General features: G+C 55.7%; 11 protein-coding genes and 2 pseudogenes. 5 read left to right on the top strand and 8 right to left on the bottom strand.

What is annotated here, in order from left to right; all coding sequences use genetic code 11:
* The first annotated feature begins 42 nt into the window (after positions 1-42).
* The 3 genes from DQX05_RS00710 (at position 43) to DQX05_RS00700 (ending at position 5,565) form a co-directional block, all read left to right on the top strand.
* Entirely contained in the window at positions 43-2,889 is a 2,847-nt protein-coding gene (locus DQX05_RS00710; RefSeq protein WP_119790014.1) for a 2-oxoglutarate dehydrogenase E1 component, read from the top strand.
* Positions 2,890-2,907: 18 nt separating this feature from the next.
* A complete protein-coding gene (odhB, locus tag DQX05_RS00705) occupies positions 2,908-4,203 on the top strand; it encodes a 2-oxoglutarate dehydrogenase complex dihydrolipoyllysine-residue succinyltransferase (protein WP_119790013.1) in 1,296 nt (431 codons plus the stop codon).
* A gap of 315 nt (positions 4,204-4,518) precedes the next feature.
* A complete protein-coding gene (locus DQX05_RS00700) occupies positions 4,519-5,565 on the top strand; it encodes an aminoglycoside phosphotransferase family protein (RefSeq protein WP_119790011.1) in 1,047 nt (348 codons plus the stop codon).
* 264 nt (positions 5,566-5,829) lie between these two features.
* On the opposite strand, the gene DQX05_RS00695 is transcribed toward DQX05_RS00700, so the two are convergent.
* A complete protein-coding gene (locus tag DQX05_RS00695) occupies positions 5,830-6,156 on the bottom strand; it encodes a WXG100 family type VII secretion target (protein ID WP_119790009.1) in 327 nt (108 codons plus the stop codon).
* Positions 6,157-6,407: 251 nt separating this feature from the next.
* Here DQX05_RS00695 and DQX05_RS00690 point away from each other — a divergent pair, with 251 nt between their 5' ends.
* Together DQX05_RS00690 and DQX05_RS00685 are read left to right on the top strand one after the other, a co-directional pair.
* A complete protein-coding gene (locus tag DQX05_RS00690; protein WP_119790007.1) occupies positions 6,408-7,100 on the top strand; it encodes a FadR/GntR family transcriptional regulator in 693 nt (230 codons plus the stop codon).
* Between the two features lie 32 nt (positions 7,101-7,132).
* Complete coding sequence (locus tag DQX05_RS00685) at positions 7,133-7,918, top strand: ABC transporter ATP-binding protein (RefSeq protein WP_119790006.1); 786 nt, start codon at positions 7,133-7,135, stop codon at positions 7,916-7,918.
* Between the two features lie 112 nt (positions 7,919-8,030).
* Here the strand turns inward: DQX05_RS00685 and DQX05_RS00680 are convergent, their stop codons facing one another.
* From DQX05_RS00680 to DQX05_RS00645, 7 genes and pseudogenes are all read right to left on the bottom strand, one after another.
* Positions 8,031-8,720 carry a hypothetical protein gene (locus tag DQX05_RS00680; protein ID WP_119790004.1) on the bottom strand — a complete coding sequence of 230 codons (690 nt, stop codon included), beginning with the start codon at positions 8,718-8,720 and terminating at the stop codon, positions 8,031-8,033.
* Positions 8,717-9,459: pseudogene (locus tag DQX05_RS00675) on the bottom strand (ABC transporter ATP-binding protein). The gene DQX05_RS00680 and the pseudogene DQX05_RS00675 overlap by 4 nt, the downstream one beginning before the upstream one ends.
* The gene (locus DQX05_RS00670; protein WP_119790003.1) at positions 9,456-9,827 is read right to left on the bottom strand and encodes a GntR family transcriptional regulator; all 372 of its coding nucleotides are present in this window, start codon (positions 9,825-9,827) and stop codon (positions 9,456-9,458) included. Before DQX05_RS00670 ends, DQX05_RS00675 begins: the two are co-directional and overlap by 4 nt.
* Before the next feature lie 139 nt (positions 9,828-9,966).
* Positions 9,967-13,395, bottom strand: a complete 3,429-nt coding sequence (locus DQX05_RS00665) for a copper amine oxidase N-terminal domain-containing protein (protein WP_259391714.1) — start codon at positions 13,393-13,395, stop codon at positions 9,967-9,969.
* A 165-nt stretch (positions 13,396-13,560) separates the two neighbouring features.
* Positions 13,561-14,109, bottom strand: a complete 549-nt coding sequence (locus DQX05_RS00660) for a nucleotidyltransferase family protein (RefSeq protein WP_119790001.1) — start codon at positions 14,107-14,109, stop codon at positions 13,561-13,563.
* A gap of 38 nt (positions 14,110-14,147) precedes the next feature.
* A pseudogene (locus DQX05_RS00655) lies at positions 14,148-14,949 on the bottom strand (class I SAM-dependent methyltransferase).
* A gap of 289 nt (positions 14,950-15,238) precedes the next feature.
* Positions 15,239-15,784, bottom strand: a complete 546-nt coding sequence (locus DQX05_RS00645) for a GNAT family N-acetyltransferase (protein ID WP_119790000.1) — start codon at positions 15,782-15,784, stop codon at positions 15,239-15,241.
* Positions 15,785-15,925: the final 141 nt, after the last annotated feature.

Genomic DNA, 15,925 nt, shown 5'->3' with positions numbered 1-15,925 from the left:
TACTCATAGATTTGGCATAATCCGTAAGGAGGTCTAGCATTCATGTCGGCTGCAGAAGTTACTGAGAAGGAAAGGGTATGGAAGGATTACTATGGACCCAATCTCGGGTACATCCAGGAACAGTACGAGCAATACGTTAACGATCCCGAATCCGTCGAAGCGAATTACCGGGACCTGTTCGCCCACTTCGGGCCGCCGCCTGCTTCAATCGGTTCCCTAGCAGATGGAGCCGCTGCTCCGGTCTCGCTGGACGGAGACGGGTTAAATAAAGTCGTCTCCGCCGTCAAGCTGGCCGGTATTATCCGCACCTTCGGCCATCTGGCGGCCGATATCGATCCATTGGGTATTAATCCGCCCGTGGATACCCGCCGCTTCGAGCCGGAGGCCTACGGCTTGACCCGTGCGGATCTGGAAGTTCTGCCTGCCTCGATCGTGCTGAAGGAGACGCCTGCCGGCGTCCATACCTGCTGGGATGCGATTGAGCATCTGCGGGCGGTGTACACCCGATCCATCGCGTACGAATTCAGACATGTGCATGACGAGGAGGAATTGAAGTGGCTGCGCAGACATACGGAATGCCTCAACTCACCAGAGCCGCTTACTTCAGCCGAACGCGTCGCTCTCTTAAAACGACTTATCGAGGTGGAACAGTTCGAGACGTTCCTGCACCGCACTTTCGTCGGGCAGAAGCGCTTCTCGATCGAAGGCACTGATGTTCTCGTGCCGATGCTTGACGAACTCGTCCGCACCTCCGCGGCCAACGGCACTCAGCATATCCTCATGGGCATGGCCCATAGAGGCCGGTTAAACGTGCTCGCACACGTGCTTGGGAAGCCGTACGGCAAGATTTTCTCGGAGTTCCATCACTCTCCGAACAAGGATCTGTTCCCGTCGGAAGGCTCGATGGGCATCAACTACGGCTGGACCGGCGACGTCAAGTACCATCTGGGCGCCGACCGCTCCGTAACGGAAGGCAATACCGTGCGGACCAAGGTTACACTCGCGAACAACCCGAGCCATCTGGAATACGTCAATCCGGTCGTGGAGGGCTTCTCCCGCGCCGCTCAGGATGACCGCAGCCAGCCAGGCTATCCGCTCCAGGATACTGGCAAGGCCGCGACGGTGCTCATGCACGGCGACGCCGCCTTCCCGGGGGAAGGCATCGTCTCCGAGACGCTGAACTTCAACAAGCTGCGCGGCTTCCAGAACGGAGGCACGCTGCATATTATCGTCAACAACCGCATCGGGTTCACGACGAAGAGCGAAGACTCCCGCTCGACACATTATGCGAGCGACCTGGCCAAAGGCTTCGAGATTCCGATCGTGCACGTGAATGCAGACGATCCGGATGCTTGCATCGCGGCCGTTCGCATGGCGGTCGAATACCGGAGCGTGTTCAAGAAGGATTTCCTGATCGATCTGATCGGCTACCGCCGCCACGGCCACAACGAGATGGACGATCCGGAAGGCACGTCGCCGTTCGTGTACAGCAAGGTGAACCAGCATCCGACCGCGTATGTCATCTATGGCGAGCGGTTGAAGCAGGAAGGCTTGGTGGACGGCGCGCAGATCGATCAGATGAAGAAGGATGCCGAAGCCGTCATGCAGCAAGCGTATGACAAGATGAAGGAGACAACCGACCGGGCGTACCGCCACAACACGGGCGAGCCGCCAAGCCGCTTGTCTGGCAACGGCACGGCCGTGCCGATCGAGCAGCTGCGGGAGATCAACCGCGAGCTGTTGGAGGTCCCGGAGGGCTTCCAGGTCTATCCGAAGCTGCAACGTATTTTGCAGCGCCGGGCCAATGCGCTTGATGAGGGCGAGAAGGTCGACTGGGCGCTCGCCGAGACGCTGGCGTTCGCGACGATCCTGGCGGAAGGGCAGCCGATTCGCATCACTGGGCAAGATTCCGAGCGGGGCACCTTCTCGCAGCGCCATCTTGTGCTGCATGACCATAGAACGGGCGACACGTTCTCGCCGCTGCACCGCATACCGCAGGCGAAGGCCTCCTTCGCTATCTATAACAGCCCGCTGTCCGAGGCATCTGTACTCGGATATGAATACGGCTATAACGTATTCGCGCCAGAGACGCTCGTTATCTGGGAAGCGCAATACGGCGACTTCGCCAATGCGGCGCAAGTCATTTTCGACCAGTTCATCGCTGCCGGCCGGGCGAAATGGAACCAGAAGTCCAATCTCGTCGTCCTGCTGCCGCATGGCTTCGAAGGCCAAGGGCCGGAGCATTCCAGCGCGCGTCTGGAGCGGTTCCTGCAATCATCCGCAGAGCATAACTGGACGGTGGCCAATCTGACCAGCGCAGCGCAATACTTCCATCTGCTGCGCCGTCAGGCCGCGATCGGCGGAACCGATGAAGCGCGTCCGCTCATCGTCATGGCGCCGAAGAGTCTGCTGCGCAACGCGCGGAGCGCCTCGCCGGGCCGCGAGTTCAGCGAAGGGCACTTCCATCCGGTATGGGATGAAGCCGTGGAAGGCGAGCTGCCGAAGAAGGTGGAGCGGCTCATTCTCGCTACCGGCAAGATGGCGGTTGATCTGCAGACCGAACTGGAGACGTCGGATCGGGATCACTCCTGGCTGCATATGATCCGGGTCGAGCAGCTCTATCCGTTCCCGCAGGAAGAGATTACGGCTATTATCCAACGCTATCCGGCCCTGAAGGAGATCGTCTGGGTACAGGAAGAACCGAAAAATATGGGCGCCTGGACGTACATGGAGCCGCGTATTCGCGAAGTGGCTCCGAAGAAGGTGCCTGTCCATTATATCGGACGTCCGGAGCATTCCAGCCCGGCGAGCGGGTATGCGGATGTCCATAGCTTCGAACAACGGCAAATCATTACGGAATCATTGCATCGCTCGACAAAAACTAATTAAACCTGGGAGGTTACGATCGTGGCTGAAATCAAAGTGCCTGATCTTGGAGAATCGATATCGGAAGGAACCTTGCATAAATGGCTTGTCAAAGTAGGCGATACAGTAGGTCAAGGGGATCTGCTCGCCGAGTTGGAAACCGATAAAGTCAATCTGGAAATCAGCGCCGAGGAGAGCGGAGTCATTGAATCGATCCTGAGAGGGGAAGGCGAGAACGTCGCTGTCGGCGAAGTAATCGCCGTCATCGGCTCCGGTGCGGAAGCAAGCGCTCCAGCAGCGCCGGCGGTTCAAGCGGCTCCGGCAGCGGAAGCGGAAGCGACTGCCGCCGAGAAGGAGAGCGCTTCGGCAGCAGCTCTGGCAGCTCCGCCAGCGCCCGCCCCAGTTCCTGCGCCTGCTGCGGACAGCGGCGCATACCACGCCTCTCCGGCTGCACGCAAGCTTGCAAGAAAGAAGGGCATCGACCTGAACGGCGTCTCTGCACGCGACCCGATCGGCCGCATCCAGCATGATGATGTGCAGGCGAACGCAGCCCGTCCGGCGGCAGCGCCAGCTGCGGCTCCAGCAGCGCCGGCGAAGCCTGCGGCACCGGCTTCCGGTGCGGCAGCCGATCCGGCCAAGCCGATCGAGCGCCAGCGCATGTCCCGCCGCCGCCAGACGATTGCGACCCGCCTGGTGGAGGCGCAGCAGACGGCAGCCATGCTGACGACGTTCAACGAAGTCGATATGACCGCGATTCTCGATATCCGCAAGCGGCGCAAAGACGGCTTCAAGGAAAAGCATGATGTGGGCCTCGGCTTCATGTCGTTCTTCACCAAGGCGGTCGTCGGCGCATTGAAGGCTTACCCGCTGCTGAACGCCGAGATCGACGGACAAGATATTCTCGTGAAGAAGTTCTACGATATCGGCATCGCCGTCGCGGCGAAGGAAGGTCTCGTCGTGCCGGTCGTTCGCGACGCGGATCGCCTCAGCTTCGCGGAGATCGAGCGCTCTATCGGCGAATTGGCGTCGAAGGCACGCTCCAACTCGTTGGCACTGTCCGATCTGCAAGGCGGCTCCTTCACGATTACGAACGGCGGCGTCTTCGGTTCCCTGCTGTCGACGCCAATCTTGAACGCGCCACAGGTCGGCATCCTCGGCATGCACAAGATTCAACTGCGTCCGGTCGCTATCGATGAAGAGCGCTCGGAGAACCGTCCGATGATGTACATCGCCCTTTCCTACGATCACCGCATCGTCGATGGAGCGGAAGCGGTCGGATTCCTGGTTAAGGTCAAGGAGATGCTGGAAGATCCGGAGACGCTGCTCCTCGAAGGATAATACGGCTTTGGAATACGTTACAGTCAGCCGGCTCTGCGGAGCCGGCTGTGTTGCGTTCTCGGCGGCCGGGCGCGGGCCCGGTTAGCGGCGCGAAGCCCATGTTCCGCAGCCGTGCTCATACGGCCTGTCGGCATGCTTGACCCTTGCGGAGAATTGCTTTGACTTCCCGGAATCCGCGTGATAGGATAATTTTGGAGATTGCGTCTTGTATATCGCATCGATATTGGCACTATTGCGGCTGCTTGCAGGCAGGCCGCTTTTTCTGTACCATGCGGGTGAACTCCAACAGTACTATTCGTAACGGAGGTGCAGCAGTTGACGACAACCGTATTTTTCGCTTCGAACTCATTAGGCTACCTGACAGACAGCCAACTACAGCGGATGCTGGACCGGTTCGGGCTCGGCCGATTGCTTCACTCCGCGCCTACGGAGCACGGGGTCATGAAGCAGACGCTGTTCGTCACATCCACAGCCGGGGAGTTCGTGCTGAAGGGCAATCCACTCTATCCCGGACAGTGGAAGGAGGAAGCGTATTTTATCCGTCATTTGCACGCTAAGACCGGAGTTAACGTGCCTTATCCCTATCTGATTGACGAGTCGGATGATATTTTCGGCTGGAGCTATGCGCTGATGCCCCGGCTGCCCGGACAGCATATTCACGATCCGGAGCTGCTTCATCATGAAAATGCATGCGCCATGGCAGCCGCGCTCGGACGCGCCCTGCTTGCGCTGCACGGATGGAAGGCGGAGTATCCCGGGGAATTCGACCCGGACCGCGGCCATATTCGCCCGTTCGCCGATTCCCACACGGCGTGGCTGTACGGGACGATTCGCTATTGGCTCGACGACGCCGTGAAGTACTCCATCATTACGGACCAGGACAAGAAATGGGTCGAGCAGCTATTGGACAACGCGCAGGCGGCGATGGACAGGCTGGACTCCCCCGCGTTCGTCATGGGCGACTTCAAACCGGAAAACGTGCTCGTGCAGCAAACCGATCGAGGCTGGGAAGTTAGCGGCGTAATTGATTTTACTACATCTTATTTCGGGGATGCCGTCGCAGACTTGCCGAAGTTGACGGCACTGTATCTGGAACGGGGAGAAGAGGAGCAAGCTGCCAGCTTCCTGTCCGCCTATGTTGGGGACAGCGCTCTGCTGCAGGAAGGATTCCTGGAACGATTCCGGGTCCATATGCTGCATCAGCGGCTGCTGCGGTGGGGATGCGCCCAAGCGATGAAGCAGGTCACCTGGGATCCGGCATTGTCCTTCTCCGAGTGGGCCGAGCCGTATACCGAAGCGGCTGCAAGACTGCTTAGAGTGAACCAGGATCGGGAGACCCGCCCGAGAAGCGAGGGAAAATGAGCGTACGTGCGAACAGCAACAGCAGGCCGTCAGGCAGATCGCCTTCTCCTCTCCGACGTTCTCTGTGGCCGAAGGTTCAAGACCGGCAACTTCGCCGATTATGGCCATTTCTTTACCCGCTCGGAATGCCAACAGCGCTTCCTCAACCTCCGCGACGAATGGAACGAAGGCGGAATGGAAGCCTGTCAGCCCCTAAACTTGATTTACGGCGTCCCGACCGAATAAGCCACCAGCACACTTCCGTGATGATAATGACCGCCGCCATCAGAACGAGAATCGACGGTCCTTGATATTTGCGGAGCACCATTTCTTAATAGCGAAGTAACCGGCAAAAAAGACGAGAATCATCCGGCGGCGACTATCCTTCAATTCCAGTTCTATCTCCTGAAGCTTGGTCAAGAAGGAAGAGAACACCTGCTGCGACGACTGGAACTCGCTGTAGAAGCGGTTCTTCTCCATGCCCATCCACTGCGATTCCAGCGAATTGATGGCCTTCTGAAGTCCTTCCATTTGCGTTTTGGATAATCCGTACGCCAAATGGAACATATTTGCCACATTATCGATTTGCTCTGGTGTGATCGTAATGCGCATCGTGCATCCATTCCCTTATCTTGAATTTGATATGATTATAGCGAATCACCGCCCTCATTCCCAGCGAGTAATTTCCCAATTTTTTCACTTCCATTCCAAAGCGGCTCCCGGGACTCCTCCTCATAATGGACCATTCAGTCCCTCCGCAGCCGGACCTGTAATCGGGACTTACGGCTTATCAGTTCGAGATCGTTTTTGGTTTGACAATTAAAAAAAAAGGAATATACTTCTCTGTAACAGGAGATGATCTGATGAATTTGAACACACCCAAGTTCACTGCCGTCCCCCGCCGCAAGCTGGTGGATCAGGTGCTGGATCAGCTCCATGACGTGCTGGTCCGCCATTATCACCCCGGCGATCGGATGCCGACCGAGCCGGAACTGATGGAGCTGTTCGGCGTAGGCCGTTCGACGGTCCGCGAAGCCGTCAAGATCTTGGTACATGCCGGTGTGCTGGAGGTCCGGCAAGGGGACGGGACGTATGTCCGCTCGCTTCCCTCCGATGCGGACTCGTTGGAACAACGGCTGCTCCGGGCCGAGACGGAGCACATTAACGAAATCAGAAGCATGATGGATGCCCAAGTGGCGCGGTTGGCCTCGGAACGGCGCACGGACAAGGATCTAAGGCGGATGAAGCGGCTGCTCGAAGAACGGAAAAAGGCATTGGAGGCCGGCAATTATGCCTCCTATGTGGATTTGGATGTGGAGTTCCACTGTTCGATTGCAGAGGCAAGCCAAAATCCACTGCTGCTCGATCTGTACCTTGCCTTTTCCAACGCGATGCGTGGCGAGCTGAGCCACCTTATCGTCGGTACGAAGCATTATGAGGACCAGTCGGAATTGCATGATCAGCTGTATCAGGCGATTGCGGCCCGGGATGCCGCTACCGCCGTGCGCTTGTCGCTGGCCAATCTCGCGCCGCAGGACCGCCGCGGCAGCGAATAACGGTTGCCTACACAGAGGAGAGGAGAGACGTCATGGTCATTGATGTTCAGGAGGTAACCTGGAAGAGAGATAACAAGACGATTCTAGATCGAGTATCCTGGGAAGTTAAGCCGGGGGAGCATTGGTGCCTGCTCGGGCTGAACGGCTCGGGGAAAACGACCTTATTGAATATGATCAACGGCTATATCTGGCCGACCTCAGGAAGCGTCTCTGTCCTGGGCAAGCGGTTCGGCACCTTCGACCTGCGCGAGCTGCGCAAGCACATCGGCTGGGTAAGCACCTCCCTGCAGCAGAAGCTCTACGGACACGAGACGGTGGAGAAGATCGTACTTAGCGGGAAATTCGCCACGATCGGCTTGTACGATGACATCGAGGAGACTGACGAGGAGAAGGCATTGTCCTTGATCCGGCTGCTCGGCTGCGAGCGGCTGCTCAACCGTACCTACGATACTTTATCGCAGGGCGAGCGGCAGCGAGTGCTTATCGGCCGGGCGCTGATGGCGTCGCCGAAGCTTCTCATCCTGGACGAGCCGTGCACAGGACTTGATATTTTCGCCCGCGATCAGCTGCTCCATATGATTCAATCGATTGCGCGCGAGCCGGATGCCCCGACTCTTATCTATGTGACGCATCATGTTGAAGAAATCATGCCCTGCTTCAACAGAGCCCTGCTCATTAAGCAAGGAACTGTATTCTCGTCCGGTAATACGGCCGACCAGTTGACCTCTGCCCATTTAAGCGAATTTTTCCATGCACGCATCGAAGTGCGGCAGGAGCTGGGCCAGCGCTATTCCCTTCAGCTGCTGAACACGGAATGATACGTTTCTGCCTCTTCGCCTCAATACGACATTGCTTTCACATACAAAAGCCGACCTGCGTCGGCTTTTGCTGCTTCAGCCCTCTCATTGCCCCGAAGGCAATGCGGCTTGGTCAGATGGTCGATCTTCGAACAAGAACGAACGATATCAAGGCGTATATCAAAGTAAAGGGTACGGTCATCAACACCAATTCCCAAGCGGAGTAGCGGAGGAAAAAATCCCACACCGCCTTCCAGCCCTCATAGTAGGACAGAGCCAGCGACAAGACACTCAGGATGGCGAAGGATACGATGATCAACACATACATTCCTGCGGCGCGGTACCGCCGGTGCACGCTGGAGATCGCGAAGCCGAAGCAATACAGATGCATCAGCAGCAGAAATGCTATCCCTATCTGCTGAATGACAGGCCCGTCACTCCAATAGGGCAATTGGAAGAAGTGAAGCCGAACGCCCCATCCCCCAGACAGGTTTTCCATGAACGTCAGCAGGACTAGCAGCAGGGACGACCCTGCACTGGTGATCGCGGACATCGCGATCGTGCCGAGCATATAATCTTGCCTTCTAATATTCATGCCGAGCGCATAGGGAAAGGTGTGAGCCAAGGTGAAGGTGCCGGCGACGAACATATAGACATAAATGCTTGCCATTCCCCCAGTATAAAAAGGCTTGTTCCCTTGTTCAATGCTAAGACCAATCCCAAGATTGATGACAAAGCTGAGAAGCATAATGCTCCACGGTATGAACAACCAGGTCCATTTATCCCGGAGATGCATCTTCAATACGCCAGCTGTGCGGTTCATCGCTCCTCTCCCCCTTCTCTGCCGGACGGGTGGCTGCCCGTCAGATGAACAATCAACTGCTGCAGGGACACCGAAGCTAGCTCAACATCAAGAGCAGCGGCCTGCTTCCGCTCTTCGGAACTAAGCGGCCCCATTATCGTTACCGAGGCCAAGGCGCCGAACGTATCGCGGTGCACCACCTGCCTCCCCTCGATGAAGCGCCCGACTTTGGATGCCGTGCCGGTTGCCGTGAAGGCGCGTTCGCGCAGCGAATCGGCATTCTCATCGATCAGCATTTTCCCGTCATCGATGACGATAATATGCTCCAATATCCGGCTCACCTCGTCGATCAGATGGGTCGAGAGCACAATCGTACGCGGGTGCTTCGTGTAATCCTCAATCAAGCGATCATAGAAAATGCTTCTCGCGACCGCATCCAGGCCCAGATATGGCTCGTCAAACAGCGTTAGCGGAGCGCGGCTCGCCAAGCCAACGACCACGCCAAGCGCCGATAGCATCCCTCTGGATAGCTTCTGAGCACGCGGTTATTCTCAAAGGGCGCCTCCCCGAACAAGCGAACGGATCCGCTCGTCGGGAACAGCTGGGCCGTCATCAAATGCATAATCGTTGTCTTCCCGGCTCTATTTCTGCCCAGCAGCCCATATATTTTATCTTCCTCCATCACAAAGCTGACATTTTGAACCGCGTTCACATTTCCGTATGATTTGGTCAACTCCCGCACTTCTGCTACATGAATCATCGCGTGCCCTCCCCTCTGCGAATCATATCGATCAAGTGGTCTGTCGTGATGCCAAGCTTCTCTGCCTCCCGGATCATCGTGACAACATATTGTTCGTAGAACTTCTCCTTGCGCTTCGCCAACAATAGGGCACGTGCTCCCGGCGCCACGAACATCCCAATCCCTCTCTTCTTATATAAAATCCCTTCATCCACTAACAGATTCACACCCTTAGCCGCTGTCGCCGGATTGATCTGGTAGAAGGAAGCAAACTGATTTTTGGAAGGGACCGGCGATTCTTCCGGCAGCCTTCCCTCGATGATATCGTCCTCAATTCGCTCCGCAATCTGGACGAATATCGGGCGCTCGTCATCAATGAGCGAACTCATCTCCCCACCACCATGTTCTATCGTTGTCATCCCGTCGCGAGCGCACTGAACGGTAAAAAGGGCCCCGGCCTATTGCCGGAGCCTCTGCTGCCTGCTTCCGTTAGATAGCAGGATTGTTTTGTGCCACACCCTGAGACGCTTAGAACTGTGCCACGACGCCCTGGGATGGAGTGGACAGCACGTTTACGACACGGCCGTCCGACACGGTGAGGACGTAGATAGTGTATGTTTCCCCATTGACAAGTTGATTACCATAAGCGTCTTTATCGTCGTATTTCAGCGTAACCACGCCTTCTCCCGAAGCAGATACGATTTTGGAGCTATTTGCTCCTGCCCAATTAGCCTCATCCAGCGTAAAGCTGCCTGCTTTGGAGGAAGGGACCGCCATGACGGCATAGTATGCAACGCCTCTCTCATTCGCCGGCTTGCTGAAATAGACCCGCATGTCGCTTCCATCCATCACCGCGGTTACGTTCGTCGCCGAAGATACGTATTGAGCCGACAAGGCCACATCGCGGGATGGATCAGAGAGCGCATTGACCGTGCTGACTCGCCCGTCAGCTACGGTGAGGACATAGAACCGATAAGCGCTGCCGCTTGTAATGGCCTCTCCTCTCACGTCACGTGCGTTGTCTGGCAGAGAAAGGCGAATCGTGCCGCTCTGCTTCGAAGCATACGTGTAATATGGCGTATTGTTGGCATCCGCCAAACCAAAGCTCTGATCCGACTTCACGGCCATCACGCGGTATTCCAACACGCCATAATCATTGGACGGCGCGGTGAAGCTCACCTCGATATCGCGCGCCGTGCCGCTATTGCCCGTTACGTTGGCCGTTACGTTCGACGGCGCAGAGACCGACGAGTTGCTTGTTAGCATGATTTCCGCGGAAGGAACGGACAACATATTCGCGTTATTGCTGTTGTTGCTGACGGACAGGACAAATACCTTGTAGCTGACGCCATTTCGAATCGCCGCTCCATCAACATCCTGCGCCGAGGAGGACAGAATCTGATCAATATTTCGGCCTGTCTTGCTGACGTACGTATAGTTGTAGCTGGATACGTTGTTGGCACGGTATACGTCGAAACGGCTTGCATCGACCGATTTCACGACCATGATCCGGTAGTGCGAGATATTCGATTCATCCGCCGCCCGGTTGAAGCTGACTCGCATGTCGCGGCCGTCGTTATAATCGTTGATGTCGCTTGCCATGACGTTGGCAGCCGGATAGACCGTCGAGTTGTTGCTCAATGTGATGGTGTTCGACGAGCTGGACAACGTATTGGAATAACTGCCCGAGCCGACAGACAGGACGAATACGCGGTAGCTTACCCCGTTACGAATCTGCGACCCGTCGACATCTCTCGCGCCGGACGAGAGCGTCACACTCTGGTTACTGCCATTGCGGCTTACATACGTATAATTATAGCTGGATACATTGTTCGCATCCCCTACCGTGAAGCGACCCGCATCGGACGATTTCACGACCATGACGCGGTAGTGGCTGATATTTGATTCATCCGCCGCACGGTTGAAGGTTACCCGCATGTCACGGCCATCGCCGTAATCATTGATATCGTAAGCCTGAACATTGGCCGCGGCATACACGGCCGAATTGCTGGACAGCGTAATAGTGCTGGAAGCGTAAGACAATGCATTGGAAGAGCTGCCTCTGCCTACCGACAGGACAAACACGCGATAGCTCACACCGTTCCGAATATAAGAGCCGTCCACATCTCTGGCGCTGGAGGAGAGCGTCAAGCTAAGATCGCGCCCCGTCTTGTTCACCTTCGTGTAGTACGAGCTCGATACATTGTTCGCATCCGATACATTGAACCGGTCCGCATTGGATGTCTTCACGACCATGACGCGGTAGTGATCAATCAACGACTCGTCGGAAGCCCGGTTGAACGTGATCCGCATGTCACGGCCGTCGTTATAGTCGCTGACATCGCTGACTTGCACATTCGTGACCGCATTGGCGATGGAATTATGAGACAGCGTAATCGACGAAGACGCGCCGCTCAGCACATTGTTAGAGCTGTACCCGTCATTCGACACCGCCATGACGAATACCCGGTAGGTCTCATTATTTCGAATATAAGAACCGTTGACGTCCGTCAGGCTCGAAGACAAGGTTGTCGTGATATTGTATCCGGTCTTCGACACTTGATAATAACGGCTGGACGACAATTTATTAGCTTCGGTCAGATCGAATCGGGTGTAGTCCCGGTTCGGCACGACGAATATGCGGTAGTGGCTCACCTTCGACTCATCGGAAGATTTCGAGAACGCTACCTGCAGGTCGCGACCGTCGCCGTAGTTGCTCACATCCGCCACGCTTGTAATGACTGGCGCGCCGACTGTGGTGCCCAGCGTAATCGTCGCCGTGGACGCAGAGAGCTGATTGGAATGACGATTCACATTATTGCTTACGGACAAGACGAACACCGTATAAGGCACGCCATTGCGAATTCTGTCTCCGGACGTGTCCCGGGACGACGAGCTGAGTGTCGTCGACAAGGTCGTGCCGGATTTGTATACCGTCGTATAGTTCGAGCTGGATACCGAATTCGCGGCGTTCAAATCAAAGCGATGCGCATCCTGCGACTTCACGACCATGACGCGATAGTTGGAAATATTGCTCTCATCGGAAGCCCTTGTGAAGCTCACGGACATATCTCTTCCATCGCCATAATCGGCAACGTCACGTGCCTTCACATTCGTGACCGCATAGGCTGAATCGCCTGTCAACGTCACGGTCTGCGAAGGCCGGGATAATACATCCTGGCTGCGCTTGCCTACAGTCAACACATACACGACGTAGGATTGGTTCGCCCGGAGAACATCTCCGTTCACGTCGCGGGTCCAGGAATTGAGCGAAAGAGAAGGATTGCGGCCATACGTATCGACGACCGTGTAATTATTGTCCGCTACCAGGCGAGCCCGCGCGAGCGTAAAGGACGATGAATCCGAAGCCTTGACGACGAGAACGCGATAATGATTGATATTCGATTCCTGGGACGCCCGATTGAAGCTGACGGTCAGGTCGCTGCCATTACCCGCTTGGCCGGTTACTCTGGCATTTACATTCGTTGCCTGATAGACTTGGTCGCTCAGATAATCATCTTCATCACGATTCGTCGTATTAATCGTTACGGTCTGCGTTCTGGAGTTCCACAGCACTTGCTCGCCCATCGCTTCGCTGACGAAGCGCAACGGAACCATCGTTCTTCCCCGGATCGTCTGGGCAGGAACCTCCAGAGTCACGTTCGAATCGTTGATCGTAGCTACCTTGGAGCCAATCTTGAGGACAATGGTCGTACCCGCCTTAGTCGCGGTCACCGTCTGCGCTCTCTGGTTCCATCCTACCCTCGCATCCAACGCCTCGAAGATGGCCCGCAGCGGAAGCATCGTCCGCCCTCGAATCATCATTGGCGGTTGATCCGTCTTTAGCTTGACGCCATCGATATACACACTGATCTGTGGGGCCGCCTGCACTTGCGTTTGAATGGCAAATGTAAACAATAAGGCAAATGCAATCAGCCCGGATAGTATCCTTTTCACAAGTTCATCCTCCATTTGTTGTCATTTCAATCCTTTGATATGTGTAACGCGGTTACTAAGGTAAATGTTTCTTTCTTTCTAAAATATTTTCATTTTTGGGCAAAATATTGAACAATTACCCTGATGCAAGAGAGGCATGAAGGCCTGCATATCCGGCCCTGCCTTCTATGCTTCGAAAATCGTCAGCAGCGGCCATTGCTCCCGCCACTGCTTCGCGTTCACCCGCGCCATATAATAAGCGGGATCGGGAAATGCCGGGCTCCGCCTGACGACCATCTGGAACAAATCGTCCAAGCCATGCGGATGAATCAGTTCAATCCGCTCCTCTCCAGTCAAACGCGCGCCTACCGCCGTGGCGGTCTCCGGCCATCGGCTCAACGCATCGAAGGTAGACTCGTAAGGCGCCACGCCATTGCGAATATGCATGCGGGCCTGGTTTTTGACCGACCATTTTTCGTTGCCCGTACGCCTTATCAGTTCCTGCTCCAGGGCAAAATCCCGCTGCTCGGACAGATCCTCCGGGTCATAGTAGACGACATCGATATCCTGATGCCGCGCCCGGTATTCGAATCCATGCAGCCGATCCCAGATATAATTGCGAATATACCCGGCGGCTATATAGCATTGCGGCAGTTCCAACTCCCTGACGACCCGCAAGTCGGCCAACAATTCCTCATGTTCATGCAAATAATGAAGCAAACGCTGCTCCAACACGGGGATTCCTCCATTTTTTTGCAGGCGGGCGCCTGCCCTTATTTTTTCCGGCCGATGTAGAGCAGGTGAGAAGAGATGAGGACAGGAAGCCATCTCATAGATCAGCTCCATCACTTGGCGATATTCGTCTTCACCGCGCGAACGCCAATAGTCGAATTGCTGCTCATTCATCGCCCCGGCAATGCTGGAAGAAGCAAGGAGCTGTACCGTCTCGAAGCCGTGTGCTTCCATGAACGGGGCAATCTCCTCCACCCGGAAATAATACGCGCCGGTGAACCGCCCCTCATCCTGATGATTGAAAATTCCCGTCTCCATGAAGCCGCGAATCTGGCGGATGCTGTCATTCGGCTTCCAATGCTGCGGATGGAGGATCGAGTTCATCACATGGCGGACTACGGTCATCACCGCGACGAAGACGATGCCGCCCCGCTTGGTCACGCGGAACAGCTCTTGCACGGCGGCATGCCGATCCTCTTCCGCCTGCAAATGATAAAGCGGCCCCATCATCAGTGATGCGTCGAATAGCTCGTCGTCGAATATCCCCAGATCTCTTGCGTCCGCTGGGTAGAACCCTTGGAATTGCCCGGCAAGTCCCCGCTCTTCCGCCATCACCCGCGCGATCTCCACCAGTCTTGGCGTAAGATCGGTCAAGGTGACTTGATAGCCCGCTGCGGCTAATTCAAGAGCATATTTGCCCGGTCCCGCTCCGTTATCCAAGAGATGCCCGCCAGGCGGCAGATGCTTGCGAATATGATGCCAGTTCACCATAAATTCAAGGGGCTCCCTGTCCAGGCGCCCCCACTCGTCAAACCCGTTATAATAATCGATAATTTTGTTCATGGCGGCACCTGCCCTTTTCTCTGCACGTTATCGTTCGAAACCTTACAGCTCGGTCCATGTCGTTCGCACATACCCGATCCGCATGCCCTCCCGCCATATAAAAGAACCAGCCCGGACGTTCCCGGATCGCATTCATCCGATCGGTCATATAATCAATTTCCGACTGTTCAATGGCATGTACCACCTTCTCTGACAGACGTATGGAATTCACCCCTCTATCTTCCACAAGAGGAAAAACCATCCCCTCTGTTAGATTGCCGGCGAAGCAAAATGATTTTGATCCAATCGGTCAAGCCTCGCTCACATACTCACTCTGCAGAATGCTCATCTGAATAATGTCCCAGTACTTGCCTTCGCGGTACAGCTTCTGGCGCAGCCGGCCTTCTTCCTTGAAGCCGCTGCCCAGATAGCAGCGATGACCGCGCTCATTGAATTCGAACACTTCCAGCTCCAGCCGGTTCAGATTCAGCGTGTCGAAGGCGAACCGTTTGATCAAGGCGATTGCTTCCTTGCCGTAGCCTTTGCCAAGATGCGACTTGCGGCCAATGACGATGCCCAGGACGGCGCAGCGGTTTTTCCAATCGAGCCGATGCAGATCGATCTGTCCGATATATTCCAGTGAATCCTTGTCGGCGATAATGAAGCCTTTGCTGCGGCTGTTTCCCTCGATCATCATTTTCAGAAAGGACTCTGTGTCATGAAGCGTCTGCGGATAGGTAAAGATATCGCTTAACGTATCCGTAATCTCCGGGTCGTTGACCCATTCCCGCATATACGGCAAATCTTCCATTCGATACTCTCTTAAAATGATGCGCTCCCCTGCGATATGCGGCATTCGGATCATCCTTTCTGTCCAGAATACGTACTTGGCCTGAGCTCGGGCGGGTGCGTCGTCCCCACAGTATAGACCGCCTGCTTCCGCATCATCGCCTCGATAACGCCTCCGGCAATCTCGGAGCGGGTCATGGTTATATGA

The sequence above is a fragment of the Paenibacillus thiaminolyticus genome (assembly GCF_003591545.1).
GTDB lineage: Bacteria > Bacillota > Bacilli > Paenibacillales > Paenibacillaceae > Paenibacillus_B > Paenibacillus_B thiaminolyticus_A.
Note: the sequence above shows the minus strand (reverse complement) of the source record. Positions and strands in the feature narration are given on the sequence as shown.

Bases quoted from the DNA above. Each gene is read 5' to 3' on its own strand.
- DQX05_RS00710 (WP_119790014.1), top strand. From the start codon at position 43: ATGTCGGCTGCAGAAGTTACTGAGAAGGAAAGGGTATGGAAGGATTAC.
- DQX05_RS00695 (WP_119790009.1), bottom strand. From the start codon at position 6,156: ATGCGCATTACGATCACACCAGAGCAAATCGATAATGTGGCAAATATG.
- DQX05_RS00690 (WP_119790007.1), top strand. From the start codon at position 6,408: ATGAATTTGAACACACCCAAGTTCACTGCCGTCCCCCGCCGCAAGCTG.
- DQX05_RS00685 (WP_119790006.1), top strand. From the start codon at position 7,133: ATGGTCATTGATGTTCAGGAGGTAACCTGGAAGAGAGATAACAAGACG.
- DQX05_RS00680 (WP_119790004.1), bottom strand. From the start codon at position 8,720: ATGAACCGCACAGCTGGCGTATTGAAGATGCATCTCCGGGATAAATGG.
- DQX05_RS00670 (WP_119790003.1), bottom strand. From the start codon at position 9,827: ATGAGTTCGCTCATTGATGACGAGCGCCCGATATTCGTCCAGATTGCG.
- DQX05_RS00645 (WP_119790000.1), bottom strand. From the start codon at position 15,784: ATGCCGCATATCGCAGGGGAGCGCATCATTTTAAGAGAGTATCGAATG.